Consider the following 24,926-nt stretch of genomic DNA (forward strand, 5'->3'; position numbering starts at 1 on the left):
ATGCCATTAAGAGCCGAGCTCAGTGAACCGGCCCACGCCCGTCAAACCAGACAACTTCTTCCTGATGATCTATCGTGCCCTGAGTCAACGTCGCGTGCCACTGGCACTGCGCATCGCCTGCACCAACATTTTCCTGGTGGCGCTGGCGCTGGTGATCTATGCCTGTGTGATGGGCCTGCAATTCAAGCAGGCCATGCACGAACAGGCCGATGCCCTGGGCCAGAGCCTGACCACCCAGACCGCCACCTCGGCGACCGAGCTGCTGGTGGCCAACGATATCCTCAGCCTCAACGTGCTGCTGGGTAACCTGGTGAAGAACCCGCTGGTAGCCCATGCCGCCATCTATAGCGTGGACAACCGCATCCTCGCCGAAGCCGGCCAGCGCCCGCGCAACAGCCTGCTGGGCGAGGCCGAGGGCCTGTACCAGACCAAGATCACCTTCCAGGACGTGACCGCCGGGCAACTGCGCATCAGCCTGGACATGAGCCAGTTCCAGCAGCCGATGCTGATCAGCTTGCAGAGCATGGGCATCCTTGCCGCCATCCTGCTGGTGCTGGCCTTGACCCTGAGCCTGCGCCAGGGCCGCTTCATCACCCTGCCGCTGCTGCAACTGCGGGTGTGGCTGCGTGACCCGCAACCCTACACGCCGGCCACCGATCGCCAGGACGAAATCGGCGATATCGCCCGCCAGTTGCACGCGCGCCTGGCCCCGCCACCGCCGCCCGAGCCGGAGCCAGAGGAAGACGACGACGAGCCGTTCGATGACCTGCACGGCGATGCCCCGGCGGCAAAGGCCGCACCGCGCGCCAGGGTTGCCACCCAGGCGCACGAGGATGACGACGAGGCCTTCGCCGGCCTGCTCGACGACGACAACATGCCCAAGGCCTCGGTCGTCGAGTCCGACGAGCCGCAGTACAGTGCCGTGCTGGCCGTGCAGCTGGGTTCGCAGGAACAGCTGCGCCGCCTGCCACGCACGCGCCTGACCGAGCTGACCGAGCGCTACCGCGACTGCCTGGAGCACGCTGCTTCGCTCTACGACGGTGAAACCCACACGCTCAACGACGGCAGCACCCTGGTGCTGTTCCACAGCCGCGACTGTGGCGAGGACTACCTGACCAACGCCATCTGCTGCGGCGAGCTGCTGCGCGCCCTGGGGCATGCCCTGCAGATCGAAGTGGCGGACAGCGGCATCACCTTGCAGTTGCAACTGGGCCTGGCCCTGGGTAACGACCTGCAAGGGCTGGAACTGGTGGACCTGCTGATGGCCGAGAAGGCTCAGGACGCGCTGGCGCTGTCGCAGCACAGCCGCAACCTGTTGCTGGTGGAGCGCCAGATCAGCGATGACACACTGATTCGCCAGCGCGCCCGCATTCGCCCGATTGCCAGCCCGGAAGGCGCCTGCTGCGTGGAGCGGTTGATGGAGCCCTACCCGTCGATGCTGGAACGGCAGTTGGCGCGGATGCACGAGCACCGGGCCTGACCGGCACAGGCTGACGCGCTGTAGGAGCGGCCTTGTGTCGCGATGGGCTGCGCAGCAGCCCCAGATTCATTGGTGTCGCGAAGATTGCTGGGGCTGCTGCGCAGCCCATCGCGACACAAGGCCGCTCCTACAGGACGGCGCCAACCTTGCAGCCACAAAAAAGCCCGCAACGATGCGGGCTTTTTTGTGGCTGGCAGTTCGATCAGAACCGATAGACTTCCATATCGGTACGAATCGGCGCAGCCATCGGGATCTTGGACTTCTCCGGAGCCTTTTTCACCTGCACCGGTGCAGCTGCCTTCTTCGGCGCCTCTTCGGCAATGGCAGGCTGGTTGGCCAACGGCTTCACTGCGGAGCTCAACTGCTCGGCCAGCTTCTGCAACAACTGGCCCTGCGCCTGCACCTGCGACGCCTCGCTGCCCTCGTGCTGCTGCTCGAGGTGGACGATGCGGTTGTCGCGTACATGGCCACGGCGGTCCAGCAGGCGCCACTGGGCGTCCAGGATGGCTGGCTGATCCTTGCCCGAATCCAGACGCGTGATCGACAGCAGCACCTGCACGTCCGGGGTGAAGCCGGCGGTCGCCGGCGCCAGTACCACACGCTGGCTGTCCAGGCGCCAGGCAAGCTGGCGCACCAGCAGCTGGTCGATATCCGCCGAAAGGCTACCGGCCCAACGACCGTCGGTCGCCGAACTGAGGCTGCCGTCGGCCTGGCGCTGCAGGAATGTTTCGCGTTGCAGGTAATCGGCTACCGATACCGGGCCGAGCACAACGGCCATGCCTGCACTCTGCGAAGGCTGGCCAGGATCACCACTGTCAAGCTGGTACAGGGCAACCGGCTGGTGCATGGTGCACCCGCCCAGGCCCAGCAGGCCAGTCATCAACAGCGCAAATGGAAGGCGCAGAAGTTTCATCATCCCATCCAGGCGGCCGCCAACAGGCCAACCGCAGTGATACATATAAATTCAAACGGGCACACGGCCACGCCGGCACCGCAAGGGCCATATCATCCGCGAAATAACCGTCCGACTCCAGCATTTCTGCCCGGAACGGCGCTGAAATTGCCGCTCCAGACATTTCAGCCGGTTATGCCGGCACTTCCACCTGCAATCCGTCGACTCGTTGGAACCCTCGCGGCAGTTTGTTGCCGCGCCGTCCACGCTCGCCCTTGTAATGCTCCAGGTCGTCCGCTTTCAGGGATAGGGTACGCTTGCCGGCTTGCAATACAAGTGTCGCACCCTCGGCAATCACCGCCAGATCGGTAACAAATTCTTCACGACTGGCCACCCGATCGCCGGGGATCCCGATGATCTTGTTGCCCTTGCCTTTGCCCAGCTGGGGCAGGTCACTGACCTTGAACACCAACAGGCGGCCTTCGGTGGTCACTGCCGCCAACCAGTCCTGCTCGCGGTTGGCGACCTGGCGTGGGGTCATGACCTTGGCACCGTTGGGCAGGCTGAGCAAGCCCTTGCCGGCCTTGTTCTTGGCCTGCAAGTCTTCGCCCTTGACCACGAAGCCGTAGCCGGCATCAGAGGCCACCACGTACAGCGCGTCGTCATCCGGCAACAGCACGCATTCAAACGTAGCCCCTGCCGGCGGCGTCAGGCGGCCAGTCAGCGGCTCACCCTGGCCCCGCGCCGACGGCAGGCTGTGGGCGGCCAACGAGTAGCTGCGCCCGGTGGAGTCGATCAGCACGGCAAACTGGTTGGAGCGCCCGGTGGCTGCGGCCTTGAAACCATCGCCAGCCTTGTACGACAGGCCAGTGGCATCGATGTCGTGACCCTTGGCGCAGCGTACCCAGCCCTTTTCCGACAGCACCACGGTGACTGGCTCGGTCGGCATCAGCTCGTTTTCCGACAGGGCCTTGGCTTCGGCGCGCTCGACGATCGGCGAACGACGGTCGTCGCCATAGGTCTCGGCATCCTTGATCAGCTCGCTGCGTACCAGCTTGCGCAGCTTGGCATCGCTACCCAGCAGGGCCAGCAGTTTGGCCTGTTCTTTCAGCAGCTCGTCCTGCTCGCCGCGGATCTTCATCTCTTCCAGGCGCGCCAGCTGCCGCAGGCGGGTCTCGAGGATGTAGTCGGCCTGGATCTCGGTCAATTCGAAACGGGCGATCAGGGCCTGCTTTGGCTGGTCCTCGGTACGGATGATGTGGATAACTTCATCCAGGTTGAGGAACGCGGTCAGCAAACCTTCCAACAGGTGCAGGCGCTTCTCCACCTTGTCCAGACGGTGCTGCAGACGGCGACGAACGGTAGCGGTGCGGAACTCCAGCCACTCCAGCAGCAGCGCACGCAGGTTCTTCAGCTGCGGGCGGCCGTCCAGGCCAATGATGTTGACGTTGACCCGGTAGGTGCTTTCCAGGTCGGTGGTGGCGAACAGGTGCTGCATCAACTCGTCGACATCCACGCGGTTGGAGCGCGGGATGATGACGATGCGGCACGGGTTCTCATGGTCCGACTCGTCGCGCAGGTCGGCGACCATCGGCAGCTTCTTGGCCTGCATCTGTGCGGCAATCTGCTCCAGCACCTTGGCCCCGGAAACCTGGTGCGGCAGCGCGGTGACAACGATATCGCCGTCTTCCACGCGGTACACCGCACGCATGCGGATCGAACCGCGGCCGCTTTCGTACATCTTGAGGATTTCTGCCCGCGGCGTGACGATCTCGGCCTCGGTCGGGTAGTCCGGCCCCTGGATGTGCTCGCACAGCTGCTCGATGCTGGCCTTGGGCTCGTCAAGCAGGCGCACACAGGCCGTGGCCACTTCCCGCAGGTTGTGCGGCGGCACGTCGGTGGCCATGCCCACGGCAATACCGGTGGTGCCGTTGAGCAGGATGTTGGGCAGGCGCGCCGGCAGTACGGCCGGCTCCTGCAAGGTGCCATCGAAGTTCGGCACCCAGTCCACGGTGCCCTGGCCGACTTCGCTGAGCAGCACTTCGGCATAGCGCGACAGCCGCGCCTCGGTGTAGCGCATGGCGGCGAACGACTTCGGGTCATCCGGCGCACCCCAGTTGCCCTGGCCGTCGACCAGGGTGTAGCGGTAGCTGAACGGCTGCGCCATCAGCACCATGGCCTCGTAGCAGGCCGAGTCGCCGTGGGGGTGGAACTTGCCGAGCACGTCGCCGACGGTACGCGCCGATTTCTTGTGCTTGGCGTCGGCATCGAGCCCCAACTCGCTCATGGCGTAGACGATGCGTCGCTGCACCGGCTTCAGGCCATCGCCGATGTGCGGCAGGGCGCGGTCCATGATCACGTACATGGAATAGTTGAGGTAGGCCTGTTCGGTGAAGTCAGCCAGCGAGCGGCGTTCGACGCCGTCCAGGCTGAGTTCCAGTGAGTCGCTCATGCGGGCCTCGTCATTTCAGGTTCTGGCGCAGCAGCATGGTGCCGCCGCGCTGGGTAAATTCAAGTTGTTTCAGGGCACTCATGCCCAGCAATACGGTTTGCCCATCCAGGCCCGGCACCACGATAGCGCGCACGTCCTGCAGGCGGATATCGCCCAGCTGCAGGCTGGCCAGGCGCGTCCGGTAGCCTTCGGTGCGGCCGTTGGCGGTACTGAGCTGCACCGGGCTGCCGCGCTCCAGGCCCAGCTCGCGGCCCAACGCCTCGGGGATCGCCACGTCGGTGGCGCCAGTGTCGAGCATGAAGTGCACGAGCTGGCCGTTGATCGCGCCATCCATCACGAAGTGGCCCTGGCCGTTACCCAGCAAGCGCACTTCGATGAAGCCTTCGCCATGCGACGATTGCACCTGGGCATTGGGGTTGCGCTGGCGGTCTTCCCATTGGCCGAAGAAGCGCGTGGCAAGGAACAGCGCCGCCGCCCAGGCGACGATCATCAGTACCTTGCCAGCCCGCTTGCCCGGTGCCTGGCTCATGGTTTGGCGCTCCAGCCGCCCTGCGGTGCATCGAAACGCCAGACGATCGGTCGCGTCTCGCCATCAGCGCGGGCGCCGTTGTTGTTGTCCACGCCGATCCAGGCACCTTCGGCATCGATTACCAATGCCTCGGCCAGGCCGTACGGTTGCTGATAGCGGCGCGACTCGACCAGCGCGTCGGCAGCGAACGACCAGCAGCGCTCGACTTCACCGTTGTCGGCAGCACGCCGGCAGATGCGGTAGGCGTTGCGTTCGAGGGTGAACAACTTGCCCTCGAACCAGGCCAGGTCGGCAAAGTCACGCGACTGGGCCTGGGCATCGGGCATCTGTGGCGGTTGCATCTCGACCCCGGCTTCGCTCAGCAGGACGCAGCTGCGCCCGCAGGTCCACACCGACTGCTGGCGCTCGATAGCCACCAGGCCACGCCGCTCACGTTCGGCGGCCAGCCACAGGCGGTCACCTGCCGGGTTGATGGCCAGGCCTTCGAACAAGGCATTGAAGTTCAGCAGCATGCCGCTGGCTCGGGCCTGGCGGACCATGGCCGGGTCGATCTTCAGCCAATCCACCTGGCCGTCCAGCGGCAGCTGCAGTACGCCGGCATGGGCCTCGCTGACCAGATACAGGTTACCCGCCTGGTCGCAGGTGATGCCCTCGAAGTCCAGCTCACCGCCGCGAATATACGAGGCCGCCCAGTTGCGCGACTTCAGGCCCCAGGGCAGGCCGCTTTCCGGCACCGGCGGCGCGGTGAAGGCCAGCGGCTGCGCACGCCAGGTCGCATCCTGCCGGTCGAAGCGGTAGATGCGATCGTCGTCGCGGTCGGACACGCCCCACAACCCGCCCCGGCATTCCACCAGGCCGGACAGGTTGCCCCCGCGCATGCCGTCGATTGGGTGTTCGCCGCTCATTTTCAGCTCTGGCCAGTTGCCCGCCAGGCTCGGCAGGGCAAGCAGCGCCAGGCAGGCAGCCAGAAGCCACCGAATCAAACCATGACCTCGGCCAGGTTGCCCTTGGTTTCCAGCCAGCTCTTGCGGTCGCCCGCGCGCTTCTTGGCCAGCAGCTTGTCCATCAGCTCGCAGGTGGCCTGCACGTCGTCCAGGGTCAGTTGCACCAGGCGCCGGGTGTTCGGGTCCATGGTCGTTTCACGCAGCTGAGGCGGGTTCATTTCGCCCAGGCCCTTGAAGCGGGTGACCTGCGGCTTGCCGCGCTTCTTCTCGGCCACCAGGCGGTCGAGGATGCCATCGCGCTCGGCCTCGTCGAGGGCATAGTAGATTTCCTTGCCCAGGTCGATGCGGTAAAGCGGCGGCATGGCCACGTACACATGGCCAGCCTCGACCAGGGCACGGAAGTGCTGGACGAACAGCGCGCAGAGCAGCGTGGCGATGTGCAGGCCGTCGGAGTCGGCGTCGGCGAGGATGCAGATCTTGCCGTAGCGCAGTTGTGCAAGGTCGGTGGCACCCGGGTCGACGCCGATGGCCACGGCGATGTTGTGCACTTCCTGGCTGGCCAGTACTTCGCCGCCGTCCACTTCCCAGGTGTTGAGGATCTTGCCACGCAGCGGCAGGATCGCCTGGAACTCCTTGTCGCGTGCCTGCTTGGCCGAACCACCGGCCGAGTCACCTTCGACCAGGAACAGCTCGGCCCGCATCGGGTCCTGGCCGGCACAGTCGGCCAGCTTGCCGGGCAGCGCCGGGCCCTGGGTGATGCGCTTGCGCTCGACCTTCTTGCTGGCCTTGAGGCGGCGCCCGGCATTGCTGATGGCCAGCTCCGCCAGTTGCATGCCCAGCTCGGGGTGGGCATTGAGCCACAGGCTGAAGGCGTCCTTGACCACACCGGAAACGAACGCCGCCGCTTCGCGCGACGACAGGCGTTCTTTGGTCTGCCCGGAGAACTGCGGGTCCTGCATCTTCATCGACAGCACGAAGGTGATGCGTTCCCAGACGTCTTCCGGCGCCAGCTTCACCCCACGCGGCAGCAGGTTGCGGAATTCGCAGAACTCGCGCATGGCGTCCAGCAGGCCCTGGCGCAGGCCGTTGACATGGGTGCCACCCTGGGCGGTGGGAATCAGGTTGACGTAGCTTTCCTGGATGCTGTCGCCACCTTCGGGCAGCCACAGCAGGGCCCAGTCGACGGCTTCCTTGTTACCCGCCAGGCTACCGCAGAACGGCTCGTCGGGCAGGCGCTGGAATTCGTTGACCGAGTCGACCAGGTAGGAACGCAGGCCGTCTTCGTAGTGCCACTCGACCTTCTCGCCGCTGGCCTTGTCCTCGAAACTGACCAGCAGGCCCGGGCACAGCACGGCCTTGGCCTTGAGCACGTGCTTCAGGCGGCTGATGGAAAACTTGGGGGAATCGAAGTACTTGGGGTCGGGGCTGAAGTACACGCTGGTGCCGGTGTTGCGCTTGCCAACCGAGCCGATCACTTCCAGTTCGCTGGCCTTGAAGCCATCGGCGAAGGTCATCTGGTATTCGTTGCCGTCGCGCTTGACGCGTACGCGCACCTGGGTCGACAAGGCGTTGACCACCGAGATGCCCACACCATGCAGGCCGCCGGAAAACTGGTAGTTCTTGTTGGAAAACTTGCCGCCGGCGTGCAGCTTGGTGAGGATCAGCTCGACGCCGGACACGCCCTCTTCCGGGTGGATGTCCACCGGCATGCCGCGCCCATCGTCGCTGACTTCCAGCGAGTGGTCGGCATGGAGGATGACCTGCACCGAACGGGCGTGCCCGGCCAGGGCTTCGTCGACGCTGTTGTCGATGACTTCCTGGGCCAGGTGGTTGGGGCGGCTGGTATCGGTGTACATGCCCGGCCGTTTGCGGACCGGGTCAAGGCCCGAGAGGACTTCGATGGCGTCTGCGTTATAGGCGCTAGCGCTGGGATTGGCCATGGGGTCTCGTCGTCAGTCTGGTGAATGCAAAAAGTCAAAATACAGAAAAATCGAGCGCTGCATACTGCCCACGGGCAATGCCGGCGAAGGCCAGCAGTGCCGGCAGGCGCTCGGCGAAGCCCTGAAAACTGTGGTCGCCGCCAGCCTGGATGCGCAGGGCACAGCCAAGGTAATAGCGTTCGGCGTGGCGATAGTCCAGGGTTTCATCGGCGGTCTGCAGCCACACTTGATAGCGGCTGGCGTCCACCGGGGCCGGTACTTCCAGCTCGGCCAGGGCCTGCACGTGATCATGGGTCAGTTCCCAGGTTTCACCGCTGTAGTGATTGCGCTGGGTGCCGAGGTACCCGTCGAAATGCTTGTGCGGCGCTACCGCCGGGTTCACCAGCAGGGCCTTGAGGCCATGGCGCTCGGCCAGATGGGTGGCATAGTAGCCGCCGAGCGAACTGCCTACCAGCAGTGGCGCACCCAGTTCGGCGATGGCCGCTTCGAGCTGGGCGATGGCCTGGCGCGGGTGGTGGTGCAAGGCGGGCACGCGCAACTGGTCGGCCATGCCGAGCTGCTGCATGACAGCCGCGAGCTGGCGCGCCTTGGTCGAAAGTGGCGAGCTGTTGAAGCCATGGATATAGAGGATGGAACCCGACATGCTGCCCCCGGTTATCTGTGGCTTGGCGCCTGATGATGCGGGCGCAGGGACGCGCAGTGTAGCGCGTTCGCCGGGTTTTGACGCAGTGTCACGGCTTTCGCAACAATTTCGTCAAGAGCGCCGGGGTCGCTGCGCGCCCATCGCCGGTGATCGGCTGCGCAGCAGCCGCAAGATCCTCAATACCCCGGGCTATCGAAGTCGAGCTTCACCTCGAAGTCCAACGCCCGCTCCACTCCGGTCTCCAGCCGCCCGTCGGCGTGCAGGCGCAACCAGCGGTACCCAGGCTGCTCTTCACTGACCTTGAAGTCCTCGCTGCCTGCCGCGAACTGAATACAGGTGGACGGCGTGGCCAGCAAACGGCGACCCGCGCGCATTTCATCCCAGGGTTGGTGCACATGCCCCCAGAGCAGCGCCCGCACCTGTGGATAAGCGTCGACGATAGCGAACAGCGCCTGCGCATTGCGCAAGCCGATCGGCGCGATCCAGGCGCAGCCGATGTCCACCGGCTGATGGTGCAAACACACCAGGCAGTGCCGGTCGCCCGCCGACGCCAAGGCCGCTGTCAGCAGCGCCAGCTGATCATCCTGCAACCACCCGTGGGTCGCCCCGGGCACCGCCGTGTTGAGCATGACGATGCGCCACGCACCGATATCGGTCACCGCCTGCATCAGCTCGGGGGCAACCTGCGCCATCAGCCGCGCCTCGTCATGGTTGCCTGGCAACCAGCGAGTGAGCACGGCGACCGGCGCGGTCAGTTGGCGAAACGCTTCATACGACGCCACGCTGGCGTCCTGGGACAGATCACCGGTGCACAACAGCAGGTCGACAAGTGTTTGCTCGCGGCGCACCTGGGCTACTACATGGTGCAGGCTGTCGCGGGTATTGAGGCCCAGCATGCTGCCGGCCGGGTCGGCGAACAGGTGGGCATCGGTCAGTTGCACCACATGCACGGGGCGCGATTGATCTGGCTGCGGCAACGGCCGTCTCCTCGAACGGATTCAGCACGGATTATGGCGGTACAACGGTTGCGAGCAAACACCCGCAGCCAAACCACGTCACAATTCAGCGAACGCTTGCGAGCTCGTGGCCGCAGGCCAGGCAGTGGCTCAGCCATTCGCCCAGGAACAGGTTGAGCTGGGCCTTTTCGTCCGGCTGGTGCATGGCCGCGTTGGGATAGGGGTAGATGCTGCGCAGGCGCCGGGCATGCTCGGCGCTGACCACTTCGGCCATGCGTGCATCGTGGTACACCTGCACTTCCAGGTGCGGTACCGGCAACCATGGCAGGCTGTGCTCCTGGCGCACGTGCAGGGTGGTGGTGTACGGGCACGCGAGCACCACGTCGAGCACCAGTACGCCGAGCATCTGGTCGCCCTGGGTCATGCCGATGCGACGCGAGCTCTGGGTGGTGCGCATGTCTGGCAACAGGCGCATCAGCCGGGCGTAGTTGGCCTCGCAGGCTGCCTGCAGCCCGACCAGGTCGACCCGATAACGCTCGCGCAGCAGGTTCACTTCCACATACCTCGTACTTCGTCACGGTTCAGCGCCAGCCATTGCAGGCCGATGATGGTCGCCGCGTTGCAGATGCGCCCGTCGCGCACCGCCTGCATGGCATCCTCGAACGACCACACGCGCACGCGAATGTCTTCGCCTTCTTCCTCCAGGCCGTGCAGGCCACCCGCGCCTTCGCTGCTGCAACGGCCGAGGTACAGGTGGACGTATTCGTCACTGCCACCGGGCGACGGGAAGTAACGGGTCATCGGCCACAGCGCGCTGAAGGCCAGGCCGGCCTCTTCTTCGGCTTCGCGGTGGGCGACCTGTTCAGGTTGCTCGTCCTTGTCGATCAACCCGGCAACCATCTCGATCAGCCAGGGGTTGTCGATCTTGCCCAGGGCCCCTACCCGGAACTGCTCGATCAGCACCACTTCATCGCGTTGCGGATCATAGGGCAGCACGCACACCGCATCATGGCGCACGAACAGTTCGCGGCTGATCTCGCGGCCCATGCCCCCGGCGAACAACTCGTGGCGCAGGTGCACCTTGTCGAGCCGGTAGAAGCCCTGGAAGCAGTTATCCCGCTTGACGATCTCGATCGCCTTGGGCACTGAGTTCAACGTGTCTGACATGGAAATCCTCATTACCTCGTTTACAGCATCGCGCCATCCTACTCCGCACGCCAGCGGGTTTCACCCCTTTCCGGTTACCGTTCGCGCAGTCGGGACAGCGCGCTCGCTCTCTGTTAGCTTAGTGGCGAACTGAAGGCCGCGCAGACGGTCAAAGGCCGACTTTCCCTGTTCTGCAAGGATCACCATGACACTTGTCAAACTGACTTCCGTGGCCGTGCTGGCCCTGGCCCTGGGCGCCTGCCAGAGCCTGTTCACGCCCAATTACCGGGCGCCGCTCGAGGTCAAGCGCGATGCCTGGGAGCATGTCAAACCCGGCTGCAGCGAAAGTGACTGCCCGCTGGTGAACATCGACACCATCCACTTCCCAGCCCTGCCCAAACTCGATGGCATCGTCGAAAAACGCCTGCTGCAGTTGACCGAAGACAACCAGCACGGCAACACGCCGACTACCCTGCAAGCCTACGAGCAGCAATACTTGGCCACTGCCGACAAGCGCAACAGCAGCTACCTGCAGGCCAAGGTACGTGAACAGCATGACGGACTGGTGATCATCGAGTTGTCCAGCTACCTGGACAGCGGCGGCGCCCACGGCATGCCCGGTCGCGGCTTCATCAACTATTCGCGCAAGCTCGACAAGGTACTGACCCTGCAGGACATGCTGCTGCCCGGCCAGGAAGACACCTTCTGGAAAACCGTCGAGGAATCGCACCGTGCCTGGCTGATGAGCGTGGGCATGGACAAGGACGCCGAATTCATCAAGACCTGGCCATTCAAGCACTCGCCGCACATCGCCCTGACCTACGGCGCGGTGGTGGTGAAGTACGAGGTCTACGCCATCGCGCCCTACTCCATGGGCCACGTGGAACTGAAAATCCCCTACCCGCGCCTGAATGGCGTACTCAAGCCTGAGCTGTTTCCCGGCCGCGGCTGAAACCCAGCAGCCCATGCACCAGCCCTGCCAGTAGCAATGCCGGCAGGGTCGCCCCCAGGTCCGGCGCCTGTGCGGCGATCACATGATATGCCGCCACGCCCACCACCCACGCCAGCAACGCCTGCCAGTGCAGGTTGCGCACCTGTACCGGCAGGCGCCGACGACGGATCAGGTAATGGTCCACCAGCACCACGCCGAACAGCGGTGCGAACACCGAGCCGATCAGCAACAGGAAGTTCTCGTACTGTGCCAGTGGCGCCAGCAGGGCGATCAGGGTACACAGCACGCCAATGATCAGCGCCAGGTGCTCGACCTTCAGGCGCACCAGCACGCCTGTGGAGACTGCCGCCGAGTGGATGTCGGCGAAGGCCTTCTCCGCCTCGTCCAGCAGGATCAGCAGCAGTGGAATGCCCATGCCTGCGCCCGCCAGGGCCAGCAGCAAGGCGTTGACTTCGCCACTGGCGGCGAAGGCCAGGGTGTAGGCCACACCCAGGCTCATCAGCCAGGTGTTGCCGATGAAATAGCCCACTACCGTGCCGCCGAACACATGCTTGCCGTTGCGGGCGAAGCGCGAGTAGTCAGCGATCAGCGGCAGCCAGGACAACGGCATGGCGATGACGATGTCGAAGCCCACCGCCAGCGACATCGAGCCGTCGCCGGCACGCTGCCACAACTCGGTCAGGTCGGCCTTGGCGAACAGGTTCCAGGTCAGCCACAGGCAGGCGCCCAGCAGCAGCCAGATACCCCAGGCGCGCAACACCTTGCGCACGAACGCCAGCGGCCCGCTGACCGCGAGCAAGGTGGCCAGGGCGCCAAAGCACAGGGTCCAGAGCATCGGGCTGTTCCAGGCACTGGCGTCGCCGAATGCGCGCGCGCCCAGCAGGCTGGCGGCATCGCGCATGACGACGATTTCGAACGCGCCCCAGCCTACCAGCTGCAACAGGTTCAGCAGCGCCGGCAAGCGCGCGCCGTAGCCACCCAGGCTGAGTTTCAGGGTGCCCATGGCCGACAGGCCAGTATCGCTACCGATGACCCCGGCGGCGCCCAGCAACAACACCCCGACAGCAGTGCCCAGGGCAATCGCCAGCATCGCGCTGGCCAGGCCCAGGCCAGGCGCCAGCATGGCGCCGACCTGCAACACCATCAGGCCAATGCCCAGGGAGAACCACAGCGAGAACAGGTCGCGGGCGCCGAAGATGCGCTGGGCGGTGGGGACCGGGTGTTCGGGGGAGAATTGGCTGGGTGATGTCATGCTTGCAGGCTCTCGGCAAGGTAGTTTGATTGGACGCGGTCGTGGCAGGAGCGGCCTTGTGTCGCGAAAGGGCCGCAAAGTGGCCCCGGGTTTTCAGCTTCGCGACTGAAATTGCCGGGGCCGCTTTGCGGCCCATCGCGACACAAGGCCGCTTCTACAGGGTTAGCGCTGCGGCTTAGACCTTGTGGTACAGCTGGCTGCCTTCCTGGCGGAACCGCTCGGCCTGCTCGCGCATGCCCTGCTCGACCGTCACGTCCACGGTCTCGATCTTGGCAGCGTATTCACGTACTTCCTGGGTGATCTTCATCGAACAGAACTTCGGCCCGCACATCGAGCAGAAGTGCGCGACCTTGGCCGATTCCTTCGGCAGGGTCTCGTCGTGGAAGGCACGGGCGGTGTCCGGGTCCAGGCCCAGGTTGAACTGGTCTTCCCAACGGAACTCGAAGCGCGCCTTGGACAAGGCATTGTCACGAATCTGCGCGCCCGGATGGCCCTTGGCAAGGTCGGCAGCATGCGCAGCGATCTTGTAGGTGATGATGCCGGTCTTCACGTCATCCTTGTTCGGCAGGCCCAGGTGCTCCTTGGGCGTGACGTAGCAGAGCATGGCGCAACCGAACCAGCCGATCATCGCGGCCCCAATGCCCGAGGTGATGTGGTCGTAGCCTGGGGCGATATCGGTGGTCAGCGGGCCGAGCGTGTAGAACGGCGCCTCGTCGCAGCACTCCAGCTGCTTGTCCATGTTTTCCTTGATCAACTGCATCGGCACGTGGCCGGGGCCTTCGATCATGCACTGCACGTCGTGCTTCCAGGCGATCTTGGTCAGTTCACCGAGGGTTTCCAGCTCACCGAACTGCGCAGCATCGTTGGCGTCGGCAATCGAGCCCGGGCGCAGGCCGTCGCCCAGCGAGAAGCTGACGTCGTAGGCCTTCATGATTTCGCAGATCTCTTCGAAATGCGTGTACAGGAAGTTTTCCTTGTGATGCGCCAGGCACCACTTGGCCATGATCGAGCCACCGCGGCTGACGATACCGGTGACGCGCTTGGCGGTCAGCGGCACATAACGCAGCAGCACGCCGGCATGGATGGTGAAGTAGTCCACACCCTGCTCGGCCTGCTCGATCAGGGTGTCGCGGAACAGCTCCCAGGTGAGGTCTTCGGCCACGCCATTGACCTTTTCCAGGGCCTGGTAGATCGGCACGGTGCCGATCGGCACCGGCGAGTTGCGGATGATCCACTCGCGGGTTTCATGGATGTGCTTGCCGGTGGACAGGTCCATGACCGTGTCCGAACCCCAGCGGATGCCCCAGGTCAGCTTGGCCACTTCTTCCTCGATCGAGGAACCCAGGGCACTGTTGCCGATGTTGCCGTTGATCTTCACCAGGAAGTTGCGGCCGATGATCATCGGCTCCAGTTCCGGGTGGTTGATGTTGGCCGGGATGATCGCGCGGCCACGAGCGATTTCCTGGCGAACGAATTCGGGGGTGATTTCCTTGGGGATATTGGCACCGAAGCTGTGGCCGGCGTGCTGCTCGTTCAGCAGGCCAGCGGCGCGGGCCTCCTGCAGCTTCATGTTTTCACGGATGGCCACATATTCCATCTCGGCGGTGATGATGCCCTGGCGGGCGTAGTGCATCTGCGAGACGTTGGCGCCGGCCTTGGCACGGCGCGGGTTGCGCACGTGGGCGAAACGCAGCTTGGCCAGCTCGGCATCGTTCAGGCGCTGCTGCCCGAAGTTGGAGCTCAGGCCGTCCAGGCGTTCGGTATCACCGCGTGCTTCGATCCACGCCGAACGCACATCGGCCAGGCCCTTGCGCACGTCGATGACCACGTTGGGGTCGGTGTACGGGCCCGAAGTATCGTAGACCAGCACCGGGGCATTGGCTTCGCCACCAAAATCGGTCGGGGTATCGTCCAGGCTGATTTCACGCATAGGTACGCGGATGTCAGGGCGCGAGCCTTCGACATATACCTTGCGCGAGCGCGGGAACGGTTGTACGGACTGCTGATCGACTTGTGCCGATTCGCTGAGGTTTATCGCTTTTTCTTGTTTGGTCATCACAGGCTCTCCAGACGGCTTCCGGGCAGTGGAATGTCGGGGTGAACCTGAAAGGCGCGGACGCACCCCTTTACGGGTGCAGTGCCGGATATGGGGGTGCCTGAAGCTGCACGCAGCTGTGACATTCCCGGACCTGGCACAAGAGGCTGGCCGGGAAGGCGAGCAATCTTGTTCCCTACGCAGGCGCTAACCTGATCAGGTTCAACGGGATCCGCAACTTTGCGATCTCAGCCTTTGCTTCAAGGCACCCCGACAAGAACATGCGCAGTCTAGACTGGAGTGGTCGGCAAAGCCAAGCGGGTAAATGCGCGGATGATGAAAGGTACGCCGAGCATTGTTGCCGGGTGCGCATGGCACTACACTGGCCCGTCGCTCGATACTCAACAGTTCAGTAATTAAACTTCGTACAAGGATTGCCTCTATGCTGCGCAAACTCTCACTGGCAATAGCCGTGTCTTGTGCGTCCAACGGAGTGGCCTGGGCAGCGGACGTGCCCTCTACAGTGAAAACCGACCTGGTCAGCGTTTACCAGGAAGCGGTGGACAACAACGCTGACCTGGCCGCCGCCCGCGCCGATTACGGCGCCCGTCGCGAAGTGGTGCCGCAGGCGCGTGCGGGGTTGCTGCCGAACCTGTCGGCCGGTGCCGAGATGATGAACACCCGCACCAAGCTGGATGAGCCATCGATGACCTCCAACCGCAGCGGCAACGCCTGGAGCGCAACCCTGGCCCAACCGATCTTCCGCGCTGACCGCTGGTTCCAGTTGCAGGCCGCCGAAGCCGTCAACGAACAAGCGGCACTGGAGCTGTCGGCCACCGAGCAGAACCTGATATTGCAAACTGCGCAGAACTACTTCGCCGTCCTTCGGGCCCAGGACAACCTGGCCGCCACCAAGGCCGAGGAAGCCGCGTTCAAGCGCCAGCTGGACCAATCCAACGAACGCTTCGATGTGGGCCTGTCGGACAAGACCGATGTCCTCCAGTCGCAGGCCAGCTACGACACTGCACGCGCCAACCGGATCATTGCCGAACGCCAGGTACAGGATGCCTTCGAGGCCCTGGTGACGCTGACCAACCGTGATTACACGTCGATCCAGGGCGTGGTCCACACATTGCCGGTGCAGGTACCTACCCCGAACGACGCCAAGGCCTGGGTCGAGACTGCCGGGCGCCAGAACCTCAACCTGCTGGCGACCAACTATGCGGTTGCCGCTGCCGAGGAGACGCTGCGCCAGCGCAAGGCCGGCCATGCGCCGACGCTGGATGCGGTGGCCAAGTACCAGAAAGGTGATAACGACAGCCTCGGTTTCACCAACCCTTCCCTGCCAGGGGTGCATTACAGCGGTGATGTCGAGCAGACCAGCGTCGGCCTGCAGCTGAATATCCCGATCTACAGCGGCGGCCTGACCAGCTCGCAGGTGCGCGAGGCCTACCAGCGCCTGAGCCAGAGCGAGCAGCAACGCGAGAGCCTGCGCCGCCAGGTGGTGGAGAACACCCGCAACCTGCATCGCGCGGTGAACACCGATGTGGAACAGGTGCAGGCGCGCAAGCAGTCGATCATCTCCAACCAGAGCGCACTGGAAGCCACCGAAATCGGCTACCAGGTGGGTACCCGCAACATCGTCGACGTGCTCGACGCCCAGCGCCAGCTGTATACCTCGGTGCGCGACTACAACAACAGCCGCTATGACTACATCCTCGACAACCTGAGCCTGAAGCAGGCGGCCGGCACCCTGAGCCCGCAGGACCTGCAGGACCTCAAGCAGTACCTGAAACCGGACTACAACCCGGACAAGGACTTCCTGCCGCCGGACCTGGCTGCGGCGGCGGCGAAGAACTTCGAACGGCGCCCCTGAAGCGTGAGCGGCCTTGTGTCGCGATGGGGCGCGCAGCGGCCCTGGGAAAGCACATTCGGTCGTTGAGATGGACCGGGTTTGCTGTACTCGGGGCCGCTGCGCGCCCCATCGCGACACAAGGCCGCTCCTACAGGAATCGCTTCGCTGTGAGGATCTATCTGGAAATCAGTTGATGAGATTGCCAAGGCCATCGAGCAGCCGCTGCAACGCCCCCTGATTGGCTCGCATCACCGCCCTGCCCGCCTCGCCCATGCGCTGGGCATCCTGCGGCAGCTCAATCAACCGGCGCACGGCCTCGGCCAAACCGTCGGCATCGTCCACCTGTTGCAACGCCCCCGCCTCGCGCAGCATGGCGCTGATCTCGAGGAAGTTGAACACATGCGGCCCCATCAGCACCGGCAAGGCCAGCGCTGCGGGCTCCAGCGGGTTGTGCCCACCGGTCGCTACCAGGCTGCCGCCAACGAAGGCAATGTCGGCCAGTGCATAGAGGAACAGCAACTCGCCCATGGTGTCGCCGACCAATACCTGCGTCTGCGCATCGACCGGGGTACCGGCCGAGCGACGCACGCTGGTGAACTGTTCGCTGCACAGCGCGTGCACCGCAGCGAACCGCTCGGGGTGACGCGGTACCAGGATCAGCAACGCATCACCATGTACCTGCAGCAACTGCCGATGCGCCTGCAGGATCAAGGCATCCTCGCCTTCGTGGGTGCTGGCGGCGATCCACACTGGTCGCTGCTCGGCCCCCCACTGTTCACGCAATGCCCTGGCCCGTGGCAGCAGTTGTTGGTCGACCTTCAGGTCGAACTTGATCGAACCGGTGACCTGCACGCACTCGGGGCGCGCGCCCAGCTCACGGAAGCGCTGGGCCTCGGTTTCGGTCTGCACGGCGATCAGGCTCATCTCGGCCAGCATCGGCCGGGTCAGTTTGGCGAAGCGCCCATAGCCACGGGCCGAACGCTCGGAAAGACGCGCGTTGGCCAAGGCCACCGGGATGCCACGCCGGGCACACTGGTGGATATGGTTGGGCCACAGCTCGGTTTCCATGATGATGCCCAGCTTCGGCCGCACATGGTCGAGGAAACGCCCCGCCGCCCAAGGCAGGTCGTACGGCAGGTAGCAATGCTGCACGCGTGGTTCGTCGGCGAACAGGGCGCGAATACGCTCGGAACCGGTGGGCGTCATGCAGGTCAGGGTAATCGGCAGCCCAGGGTAGGCCTTGAGCAAGGCACGCACCATCGGCGCCGCAGCGATACTCTCGCCCACCGAAACGGCATGTACCCATATGCCGCCCCGGTGCATGGCCGGCAGCTTGCAGGCAAAGCGCTCGCCGATGCGCTGGCCATAGGCCGGCGCCTTGCGCGCGCGCAGGTACAGGCGCAGCGCAACCAGCGGCAGGCCCAGGTGAAACAGCAAGGTATAGAGTGTTCTGTTCATGGCGGCGGAGTTTACCCGATCGCGCGCAGGTGCACTGCAAAGCGCTCGGCCAACCACTGTGCGGCCGGGCCCAAGGGCGCGTCACGGCGCCAGGCCAGTTCCGCCACCAGGGCCGGCGGTCGCCACTCGCTGTCCAGTTCGACCATGTGCGCCTGGTAGGTCGGGTATTGCACCACGTGTCGCGGCAGCCAGGCCCAGCCCAGCCCGCGCATCAACAGTTCGGCCATGGCGTAGAAGCTGTCGGCGCGCCACACCTGCGGGCTGATCGCCTCACCGCCCGGGTAGCCACTTTGCTGCGGGGTGATCAGCAACTGCCGGTGGCGGGCCAGTTGCTGGCGGGTGACCCGGCCTTCGCCTGCCAGCGGGTGGCCGACCGCGCACACGGTAACCATTTCCACGCTGCCCAAGGCACGCCGGTCCAACGAGGCCGGGATGCTTTCGTGATTGAAAAACAGCCCCAGGTCGGCACGTCGCTCCACCAGTTTGCGCGCGACATCGCCTTGCGCGCCGCTGGCCAGTTGCACTTCCAGGAACGGGTAGCGGCTGGCCAGTTCGTCGAGGCTGTCGATGACCGGCTGGTAGGGCATGGCTTCGTCCTGGGCCACCCGCAGCAAGGCCTCCTGCCCGCGCATCAGCGCCAGCGCGCGCCCATCCAGGCGCTCGCATTGGCGCAACAGTTCACGGGCGTCTTGCAGCAGAGCGCTACCGTTTTCGGTCAGCTTGGGCTGGCGCCCACTGCTGCGCTCGAACAAGGTGACCCCGAGGTCGGCTTCAAGCATGGCAATCGCACTGCTGATCGCCGACTGGGCTTTGCGCTGTTCGCGGGCCACGGCCGAGAACGAGCGCAATTCGGCGACCCGCAGGAACGTGCGCAACTGTTCGAGGTTCCACTGTTCGGCCATCACCTATCTCCACTGTTGATAGGTAATGACTTTACCCCATCCAGGGTGAGTCTAGAATCTGCGGCCTGTTACCGGAGGATCCCGTCATGAATGCCTACACCTACCTCGCCATCGCCATTTGCGCCGAAGTCATTGCCACCGCCTCGATGAAAGCGGTGAAAGGCCTGAGCACGCCGCTGCCGCTGTTGCTGATGGTGATTGGCTACGCCATCGCGTTCTGGATGCTGACCCTGGTAGTCCGTAGCATTCCGGTAGGGATCGCCTATGCCATCTGGTCTGGGTTGGGGATCGTGCTGATCAGTGTAGCGGCGCTGGTGATCTATGGGCAGAAGCTGGATGTGCCGGCCATGCTGGGCATGGCGATGATCGTGGGTGGGGTGGTGGTGATCCAGCTGTTTTCGAAGACGGCTGGGCATTGATGGTTGCCTTGTGCCTGGCGGGAGGTTGGGTCAGAGCTGCCAGGTGCTTGCCTTGATTTTTATGGTGTCGCGTAGATCGAGCGCCGCGCGGGCGGCGCTCGATTTCACAGGCGCAGCAAGCATCAAGGCGGGCCCCTGTCAGCCCTCACACAATCCCAGCCAAGCCCCCCAGCCTGACACCTTCTTCTGCGGCTCAGACGGCTACTCGATGCCATCGAGTATCGTCTCGACCATCCTCATTCCGGCCAGCCATTCAAGGCAATTTCAGAAAACCCCGAGGCTGTACACGCCCATTGTGTCGCGATAGGGCTGCACAGCAGCCCCCCTTGTGCCCGACCCTGTATACTTGCCAGCTGTCCCAGACTTCGAGGTACCGCCATGCCATCCGCCATTTCCACTGACGTGCTGATCGTCGGCGCCGGGGTCGCAGGCCTCTGGCTCAATGCCCGCCTGCGTCGCCTGGGCTATTCGACAGTGCTGGTGGAGCGCGCCAGCCTTGGCGGCGAGCAGACCATCAAGTCCCAGGGCATCATCCATGGCGGTACCAAATACGCCCTGCACGGCGCCCTCACCGGTGCCTCGGAAGCCATCGCCGACATGCCGCGCCGCTGGCGCGAAGCGCTGAATGGCAGCGGCGAGCTGGACCTTACCCATACCCGCCTGTTGTCCGACGCCCACTACCTGTGGTCGCCAGGCACCCTGGCCGGCAACCTCACCAGCTTCTTCGCCAGCAAGGCCGTGCGCGGCCGGGTCGATCAGGTGAAGGGCGAGCAATTGCCACCGGCACTGCAGGACCGCGCCTTCAAGGGCAAGGTCTATCGCCTGGCCGAACTGGTCGTCGACGTGCCCAGCCTGCTGGCCAACCTGGCCGAACTGGCGGGTGACAGCCTGCTGGCCGGCGAGCGCATCGAACCGTTGCGCGAGGCTGACGAGCTGGTCGGCCTGTGCGTGGATGGCCGCGACATCCGCGCCCAGCGCATCGTGCTCAGCGCTGGCGCCGGCACCGAAGACTTGTTGCATGCCCTGGGCCTGAACCAGCCAGCCATGCAGACCCGCCCACTGCACATGGTCATGGCCAAAGGCGCCAACCTGAAGCCGCTTTATGCCCACTGCCTGGGTGGCGGGCCGAAGCCGCGGGTGACCGTCACCACCCATCCGGCCGCCGATGGCCAGTGGGTCTGGTACCTGGGCGGCGACCTGGCCGAGGCCGATGGCGTCGCCCGCGAGCCGTCGGCGCAAATCGCGGCGGCACAGAAGGAAATCGCCAGCCTGCTGCCATGGGTCGACCAGAGCCAGGTGCGCTGGGCCACCCTGCGGGTCAGCCGCGCGGAACCAGCACAATCTGGCCTGGTGCGCCCCGACAACGCCTTCCTCGCCGACCAGCAACGCCTGCTGGTCGGCTGGCCGACCAAGCTGGCCCTGGCGCCGGACTTCAGCGACCGGGTAATCGCCCACCTGGAGCGTGACGGCATCCACCCACAGGCCCAGGCGGACCTGCCCGACCTGCCACGCCCACCACTGGGCGTACCGGCCTGGGAGCAACTGCTGCCATGAGCCTGCCAACCCTGCACGACTTCCACCGCCCCTTGGGCAGCACTGGCCTCAAGGTTTCGCCGCTGGGCTTGGGCACGGTCAAGCTGGGCCGCGACCAGGGCGTCAAGTACCCCACCGGCTTCACCATCCCCGATGATGACGACGCCCGCCTGCTGTTGGCCCAGGCCCGCGAGCTGGGTATCAACCTGATCGACACCGCACCTGCCTACGGCCGCAGCGAAGAGCGCCTGGGCCCGCTGCTGCGCGGCCAGCGTGATGAATGGGTGATCGTCAGCAAGGTTGGCGAAGAATTCGACAACGGCCAGTCACACTTCGACTTCAGTGCTGCCCACACCCGCCGTTCGGTCGAGCGCAGCCTGCAGCGCCTGGAAACCGACCGCATCGAGCTGGTGCTGGTGCACTCCGACGGCAACGACCTGGCCATACTCGAACAGCAGGAGGTGTACCAGACCCTCGCCGAGCTCAAGCAGGAGGGCAAGATCCTCGGCTATGGCCTGTCCGGCAAGACTGTCGCCGGCGGCCTGAAGGCGCTGGAGCAAGGCGATTGCGCCATGGTCACCTACAACCTCAACGAGCAGGCAGAACGCCCGGTGCTGGACTACGCTGCCGAGCACGGCAAGGCCATTCTGGTGAAGAAGGCCTTGGCCAGCGGGCATATCTGCCTGGCCCCAGGGGTGGACCCGGTGCAAGCCAGCTTCGAGCTGCTGTTTGCCCATCCGGGTGTCAGCAGTGCTATCGTCGGCACCATCAATCCGCTGCACCTGGCCCATAACGTGGCGACCGTCGCCCGTATTCTGGGCCGGCATTGAGTTGCCCCTGGCCTACTGGCCTGGAGACTGACCCGACGCAAGGAGGAGCCTCGTGGCGCGTACGCTGATCCGCAAGAACCCGAGCAACTTCAAGACCCTGCCGCTGCATGTCGAGGCCACGCCCGAGGGGCTGATCTACCAGAGCATCGGCATGCCGCTGAATTTCGCCCAGACCCAACAGCGGCGCAAGGCCATCCAGTTGCCCGACGCGCAGCGCTTCGTGGTGGAACTGGCCAACCTGGGCGTGTCGGTGCGACTGACCTTGCATTGGCAGAACCGTGACTACTGGGTATTGGTACGCCAGCGCCGGCAGGACCGAGGCGATGTGGTGCTGAAGCTGATTTCCGGTTACGTGCCGGCGCAGGAACTGAACCTGCCGTTGCACACTGCGGTGCAGGAAGTGGCCGAGGAATGCCTGCTGGAAACCCCGGAAGGCTGGCTGGGCGGGCGCTTCAACGATACCTGGCTGCCAGTGCCCTACGCCGCTGCCCTGCACTACCGCGAAAACCCACACTTTGTGCTGACGCCGCAGTCCGGTGCTGCGCGCCCGGTGCATTGCGGCAAACTGATGCTGCTGGAGCGGCCACGAGCCTATGTACACCTGCCTACCGCTTCGTTGCAGCTGATCTATGACATGCGCCTGCAGGTACCTCGGGAGGCCAAGAAGCTCAGCCTGTTCCACGTCGATGAGCGGCTCGAAGGTGACCAACTGGTGGCGCGGCTCAACCGCAAACGGCCGGACCTGTACCTGATGCCTTTGCAGGACGGCCAGCCACTGGCCGAGCTGTATACGCTGAAAAAGGATGAGCTGGTACCGGCAAGCACGCGGGGGATACACCTGGCTGAGAGTTTTGCTCACCAGGAGGGTTGGGTGGTGAAGGAAGAGCGGGTGCGCTGGAAGGATTGGGTGAAGCAGCAGGGGTTGGTGGAAAGCAAGCCGGTGCGGGCCTCGCACCTGCAGCGCTTTGGAGACAAGGCGCGGGCGCTGCTGGAGCGGGCGCGCACTTCGCTGCACAAGTAGGATCCAGGGGGCTGCTGCGCAGCCCATCGCGACACAAGCCCGCTCCTACAGGGGACCGCGCAAACCTGGGCGTTGCGCTGCCTGCTGTAGGAGCGGCCTTGTGTCGCGATGGGCCGCGAAGCGACCCCCAAGGGCAGGTCAGTGCTTGCGGATCTTCTCGACGATCGCCGTGGTCGAGCTGTTCTCGACCAGCCCCAGCACCTTCACGGTACCGCCATAGGCCTTGACGATATCGGCGCCAACCACCTGGTCGATGCCGTAGTCACCACCCTTGACCAGCACATCCGGCTTGACCTGGCTCAGCAGGTTCTCCGGGGTACCCTCCGGGAAGCTGATCACCCAGTCCACCGCGCCCAGCCCGGCCAGTACGGCCATGCGCCGGTCGACGCTGTTGATCGGCCGGCCCGGCCCTTTCAGGCGGCTGACCGAGGCATCGTCGTTGACCGCGACGATCAGGCGGTCGCCCTGCGCACGGGCCTGCTCCAGGTAGGTGACATGCCCGGCATGCAGGATGTCGAAGCAACCGTTGGTAAAGACGATCTTCTCTTTGTGCGCCCGCGCGTCGTCGATCGCCAACAGCAGTTGCTCCAGGCCCAGCACACCGCGCTCGGAGCCTTCTTCACGCTGGATGGCCCGGCGCAGTTCAGGGGCGCTGATTGCCGCCGTACCCAGCTTGCCGACCACGATGCCCGCCGCCAGGTTGGCCAGGGCCACCGCGTGCGGCAGGTCCTCACCGGCAGCGATGGCTGCCGCGAGGGTGGAGATGACGGTATCGCCGGCACCGGTCACGTCGAATACTTCCCGCGCCCGCGCCGGCAGGTGCAGCGCCGGCTGGCCGCTGCGCAACAGGGTCATGCCGTGCTCGCCACGGGTCACCAGCAAGGCGCCCAGGTCCAGATCCTGCAACAGTTGCAGGCCCTTGGCGACCAGGTCGGCCTCATCGGCGCAACGGCCGACGATGGCCTCGAACTCGCTGAGGTTCGGGGTGATCAGGCTCGCGCCACGGTAGATGGAGAAGTCCTTGCCCTTGGGGTCGGCGAGCACCGGAATGCCTTTGGCCCGTGCCGCCTCGATCAGGCTCTGGTGGTTTTTCAGTGCGCCCTTGCCGTAGTCGGACAGGACCAGCACCTTGACGCCTTCGAGCAGGTTGTCGACCTCGGCCCCCAGCGACAGCGGGTCGGTGGCGAACGGTTCTTCGAAATCGATGCGCAGCAGCTGCTGGTGACGGCTCATGACCCGCAGCTTGACGATGGTCGGCTGGTGCGCGATGCGCTGGAACACCGAGCGCACACCGGCAGCCTGCAGGCTGTTGGCCAGGCTGTCGGCAGCCTCGTCCTGGCCGGTAACGCCGATCAGCGCCGCCGGTGCACCCAGGGCGGCGATGTTCAAGGCAACGTTGGCCGCGCCGCCGGGGCGATCCTCGATCTGATCGACCTTGACCACCGGGACCGGCGCTTCAGGCGAGATACGCGAAGTACCGCCATGCCAGTAGCGGTCGAGCATGACATCGCCGACCACCAGTACCGGGGCTTGATCGAAACGCGGCATGGACAACTTCATGGGCAACCCATATGAAAATAATGAACAGGGGCAGGATATTAGCACAGGGTTGGCGACGGCTTTACGGCCATATCAGCCCAGGAAAATTCCCGTGACAATCGGGGCCGTGACGGCCCCGATCAACGAA

The 24,926-nt window shown here is 64.8% G+C and carries 21 protein-coding genes and 1 riboswitch; of the genes, 7 read left to right on the forward strand and 14 right to left on the reverse strand.

The genetic code is table 11. The annotated features are described in order from the left end of the window. The first annotated feature begins 22 nt into the window (after window positions 1-22). Window positions 23-1,480, forward strand: coding sequence for an AhpA/YtjB family protein (locus tag JKP78_RS06785; RefSeq protein WP_186686436.1), 1,458 nt, complete (start codon window positions 23-25; stop codon window positions 1,478-1,480). 202 nt (window positions 1,481-1,682) lie between these two features. Here JKP78_RS06785 and JKP78_RS06790 read toward each other — a convergent pair whose 3' ends face one another. From JKP78_RS06790 to JKP78_RS06830, 9 genes are all read right to left on the reverse strand, one after another. Beyond that, entirely contained in the window at window positions 1,683-2,393 is a 711-nt protein-coding gene (locus JKP78_RS06790) for a PqiC family protein (protein ID WP_170033037.1), read from the reverse strand. Between the two features lie 172 nt (window positions 2,394-2,565). Continuing rightward, on the reverse strand, window positions 2,566-4,824 hold the full coding sequence (gene parC / locus JKP78_RS06795) for a DNA topoisomerase IV subunit A (RefSeq protein WP_186684426.1): 2,259 nt from the start codon (window positions 4,822-4,824) through the stop codon (window positions 2,566-2,568). 10 nt (window positions 4,825-4,834) lie between these two features. Next, window positions 4,835-5,353, reverse strand: a complete 519-nt coding sequence (locus tag JKP78_RS06800; protein ID WP_186684425.1) for a retropepsin-like aspartic protease family protein — start codon at window positions 5,351-5,353, stop codon at window positions 4,835-4,837. After that, a complete protein-coding gene (locus tag JKP78_RS06805; RefSeq protein ID WP_186684424.1) occupies window positions 5,350-6,336 on the reverse strand; it encodes an esterase-like activity of phytase family protein in 987 nt (328 codons plus the stop codon). Before JKP78_RS06805 ends, JKP78_RS06800 begins: the two co-directional genes overlap by 4 nt. Further along, on the reverse strand, window positions 6,333-8,237 hold the full coding sequence (gene parE / locus JKP78_RS06810) for a DNA topoisomerase IV subunit B (protein ID WP_170033045.1): 1,905 nt from the start codon (window positions 8,235-8,237) through the stop codon (window positions 6,333-6,335). Before parE ends, JKP78_RS06805 begins: the two co-directional genes overlap by 4 nt. A 34-nt stretch (window positions 8,238-8,271) precedes the next feature. Next, complete coding sequence (locus JKP78_RS06815) at window positions 8,272-8,880, reverse strand: YqiA/YcfP family alpha/beta fold hydrolase (RefSeq protein WP_186684423.1); 609 nt, start codon at window positions 8,878-8,880, stop codon at window positions 8,272-8,274. Window positions 8,881-9,056: 176 nt separating this feature from the next. Beyond that, the gene (gene cpdA, locus JKP78_RS06820; RefSeq protein WP_186684422.1) at window positions 9,057-9,857 is read right to left on the reverse strand and encodes a 3',5'-cyclic-AMP phosphodiesterase; all 801 of its coding nucleotides are present in this window, start codon (window positions 9,855-9,857) and stop codon (window positions 9,057-9,059) included. 85 nt (window positions 9,858-9,942) lie between these two features. After that, entirely contained in the window at window positions 9,943-10,395 is a 453-nt protein-coding gene (locus JKP78_RS06825; RefSeq protein WP_114170587.1) for a DUF1249 domain-containing protein, read from the reverse strand. After that, window positions 10,386-11,003: an NUDIX domain-containing protein gene (locus tag JKP78_RS06830; protein WP_200626330.1), complete on the reverse strand. Its 618-nt coding sequence runs from the start codon at window positions 11,001-11,003 to the stop codon at window positions 10,386-10,388. Before JKP78_RS06830 ends, JKP78_RS06825 begins: the two co-directional genes overlap by 10 nt. Window positions 11,004-11,187: 184 nt before the next feature. On the opposite strand from JKP78_RS06830, the gene JKP78_RS06835 reads away from it, so the two are divergent. Next, window positions 11,188-11,934, forward strand: coding sequence for an RsiV family protein (locus tag JKP78_RS06835; protein WP_170033052.1), 747 nt, complete (start codon window positions 11,188-11,190; stop codon window positions 11,932-11,934). On the opposite strand, the gene cytX is transcribed toward JKP78_RS06835, so the two are convergent. Together cytX and thiC are read right to left on the reverse strand one after the other, a co-directional pair. After that, window positions 11,903-13,186, reverse strand: a complete 1,284-nt coding sequence (gene cytX / locus JKP78_RS06840; RefSeq protein WP_186684419.1) for a putative hydroxymethylpyrimidine transporter CytX — start codon at window positions 13,184-13,186, stop codon at window positions 11,903-11,905. The two genes, JKP78_RS06835 and cytX, sit on opposite strands and share 32 nt — an antisense overlap. Before the next feature lie 175 nt (window positions 13,187-13,361). Next, window positions 13,362-15,242, reverse strand: coding sequence for a phosphomethylpyrimidine synthase ThiC (thiC, locus tag JKP78_RS06845; RefSeq protein ID WP_170033056.1), 1,881 nt, complete (start codon window positions 15,240-15,242; stop codon window positions 13,362-13,364). A gap of 155 nt (window positions 15,243-15,397) precedes the next feature. Then, window positions 15,398-15,504, reverse strand: a riboswitch (TPP riboswitch). Window positions 15,505-15,663: 159 nt separating this feature from the next. Between thiC and JKP78_RS06850 the strand changes: the two genes are divergently transcribed. Then, window positions 15,664-17,097 (forward strand): TolC family outer membrane protein, encoded by a 1,434-nt coding sequence (locus JKP78_RS06850; protein WP_200626332.1) that lies wholly within the window; start codon window positions 15,664-15,666, stop codon window positions 17,095-17,097. A gap of 165 nt (window positions 17,098-17,262) precedes the next feature. Here JKP78_RS06850 and waaA read toward each other — a convergent pair whose 3' ends face one another. Both waaA and JKP78_RS06860 read right to left on the reverse strand, forming a co-directional pair. After that, entirely contained in the window at window positions 17,263-18,534 is a 1,272-nt protein-coding gene (waaA, locus tag JKP78_RS06855; protein ID WP_200626334.1) for a lipid IV(A) 3-deoxy-D-manno-octulosonic acid transferase, read from the reverse strand. An 11-nt stretch (window positions 18,535-18,545) separates the two neighbouring features. Next, on the reverse strand, window positions 18,546-19,436 hold the full coding sequence (locus JKP78_RS06860; RefSeq protein ID WP_186684413.1) for a LysR family transcriptional regulator: 891 nt from the start codon (window positions 19,434-19,436) through the stop codon (window positions 18,546-18,548). Between the two features lie 86 nt (window positions 19,437-19,522). Between JKP78_RS06860 and JKP78_RS06865 the strand changes: the two genes are divergently transcribed. From JKP78_RS06865 to JKP78_RS06880, 4 genes are all read left to right on the forward strand, one after another. Next, a complete protein-coding gene (locus JKP78_RS06865; RefSeq protein WP_170033064.1) occupies window positions 19,523-19,855 on the forward strand; it encodes a DMT family transporter in 333 nt (110 codons plus the stop codon). A 378-nt stretch (window positions 19,856-20,233) separates the two neighbouring features. Next, window positions 20,234-21,409, forward strand: coding sequence for an NAD(P)/FAD-dependent oxidoreductase (locus tag JKP78_RS06870; RefSeq protein ID WP_170033066.1), 1,176 nt, complete (start codon window positions 20,234-20,236; stop codon window positions 21,407-21,409). Next, a complete protein-coding gene (locus tag JKP78_RS06875) occupies window positions 21,406-22,218 on the forward strand; it encodes an aldo/keto reductase (RefSeq protein ID WP_186684411.1) in 813 nt (270 codons plus the stop codon). The genes JKP78_RS06870 and JKP78_RS06875 overlap by 4 nt, the downstream gene beginning before the upstream one ends. Window positions 22,219-22,270: 52 nt before the next feature. After that, window positions 22,271-23,239 carry a metal ABC transporter ATPase gene (locus JKP78_RS06880; protein ID WP_186684409.1) on the forward strand — a complete coding sequence of 323 codons (969 nt, stop codon included), beginning with the start codon at window positions 22,271-22,273 and terminating at the stop codon, window positions 23,237-23,239. Window positions 23,240-23,377: 138 nt separating this feature from the next. Here JKP78_RS06880 and hldE read toward each other — a convergent pair whose 3' ends face one another. After that, a complete protein-coding gene (hldE, locus tag JKP78_RS06885; protein WP_170033072.1) occupies window positions 23,378-24,799 on the reverse strand; it encodes a bifunctional D-glycero-beta-D-manno-heptose-7-phosphate kinase/D-glycero-beta-D-manno-heptose 1-phosphate adenylyltransferase HldE in 1,422 nt (473 codons plus the stop codon). Window positions 24,800-24,926 lie beyond the last annotated feature (127 nt).

Source organism: Pseudomonas sp. LAM2023, assembly GCF_016620375.1.
GTDB lineage: Bacteria > Pseudomonadota > Gammaproteobacteria > Pseudomonadales > Pseudomonadaceae > Aquipseudomonas > Aquipseudomonas anuradhapurensis.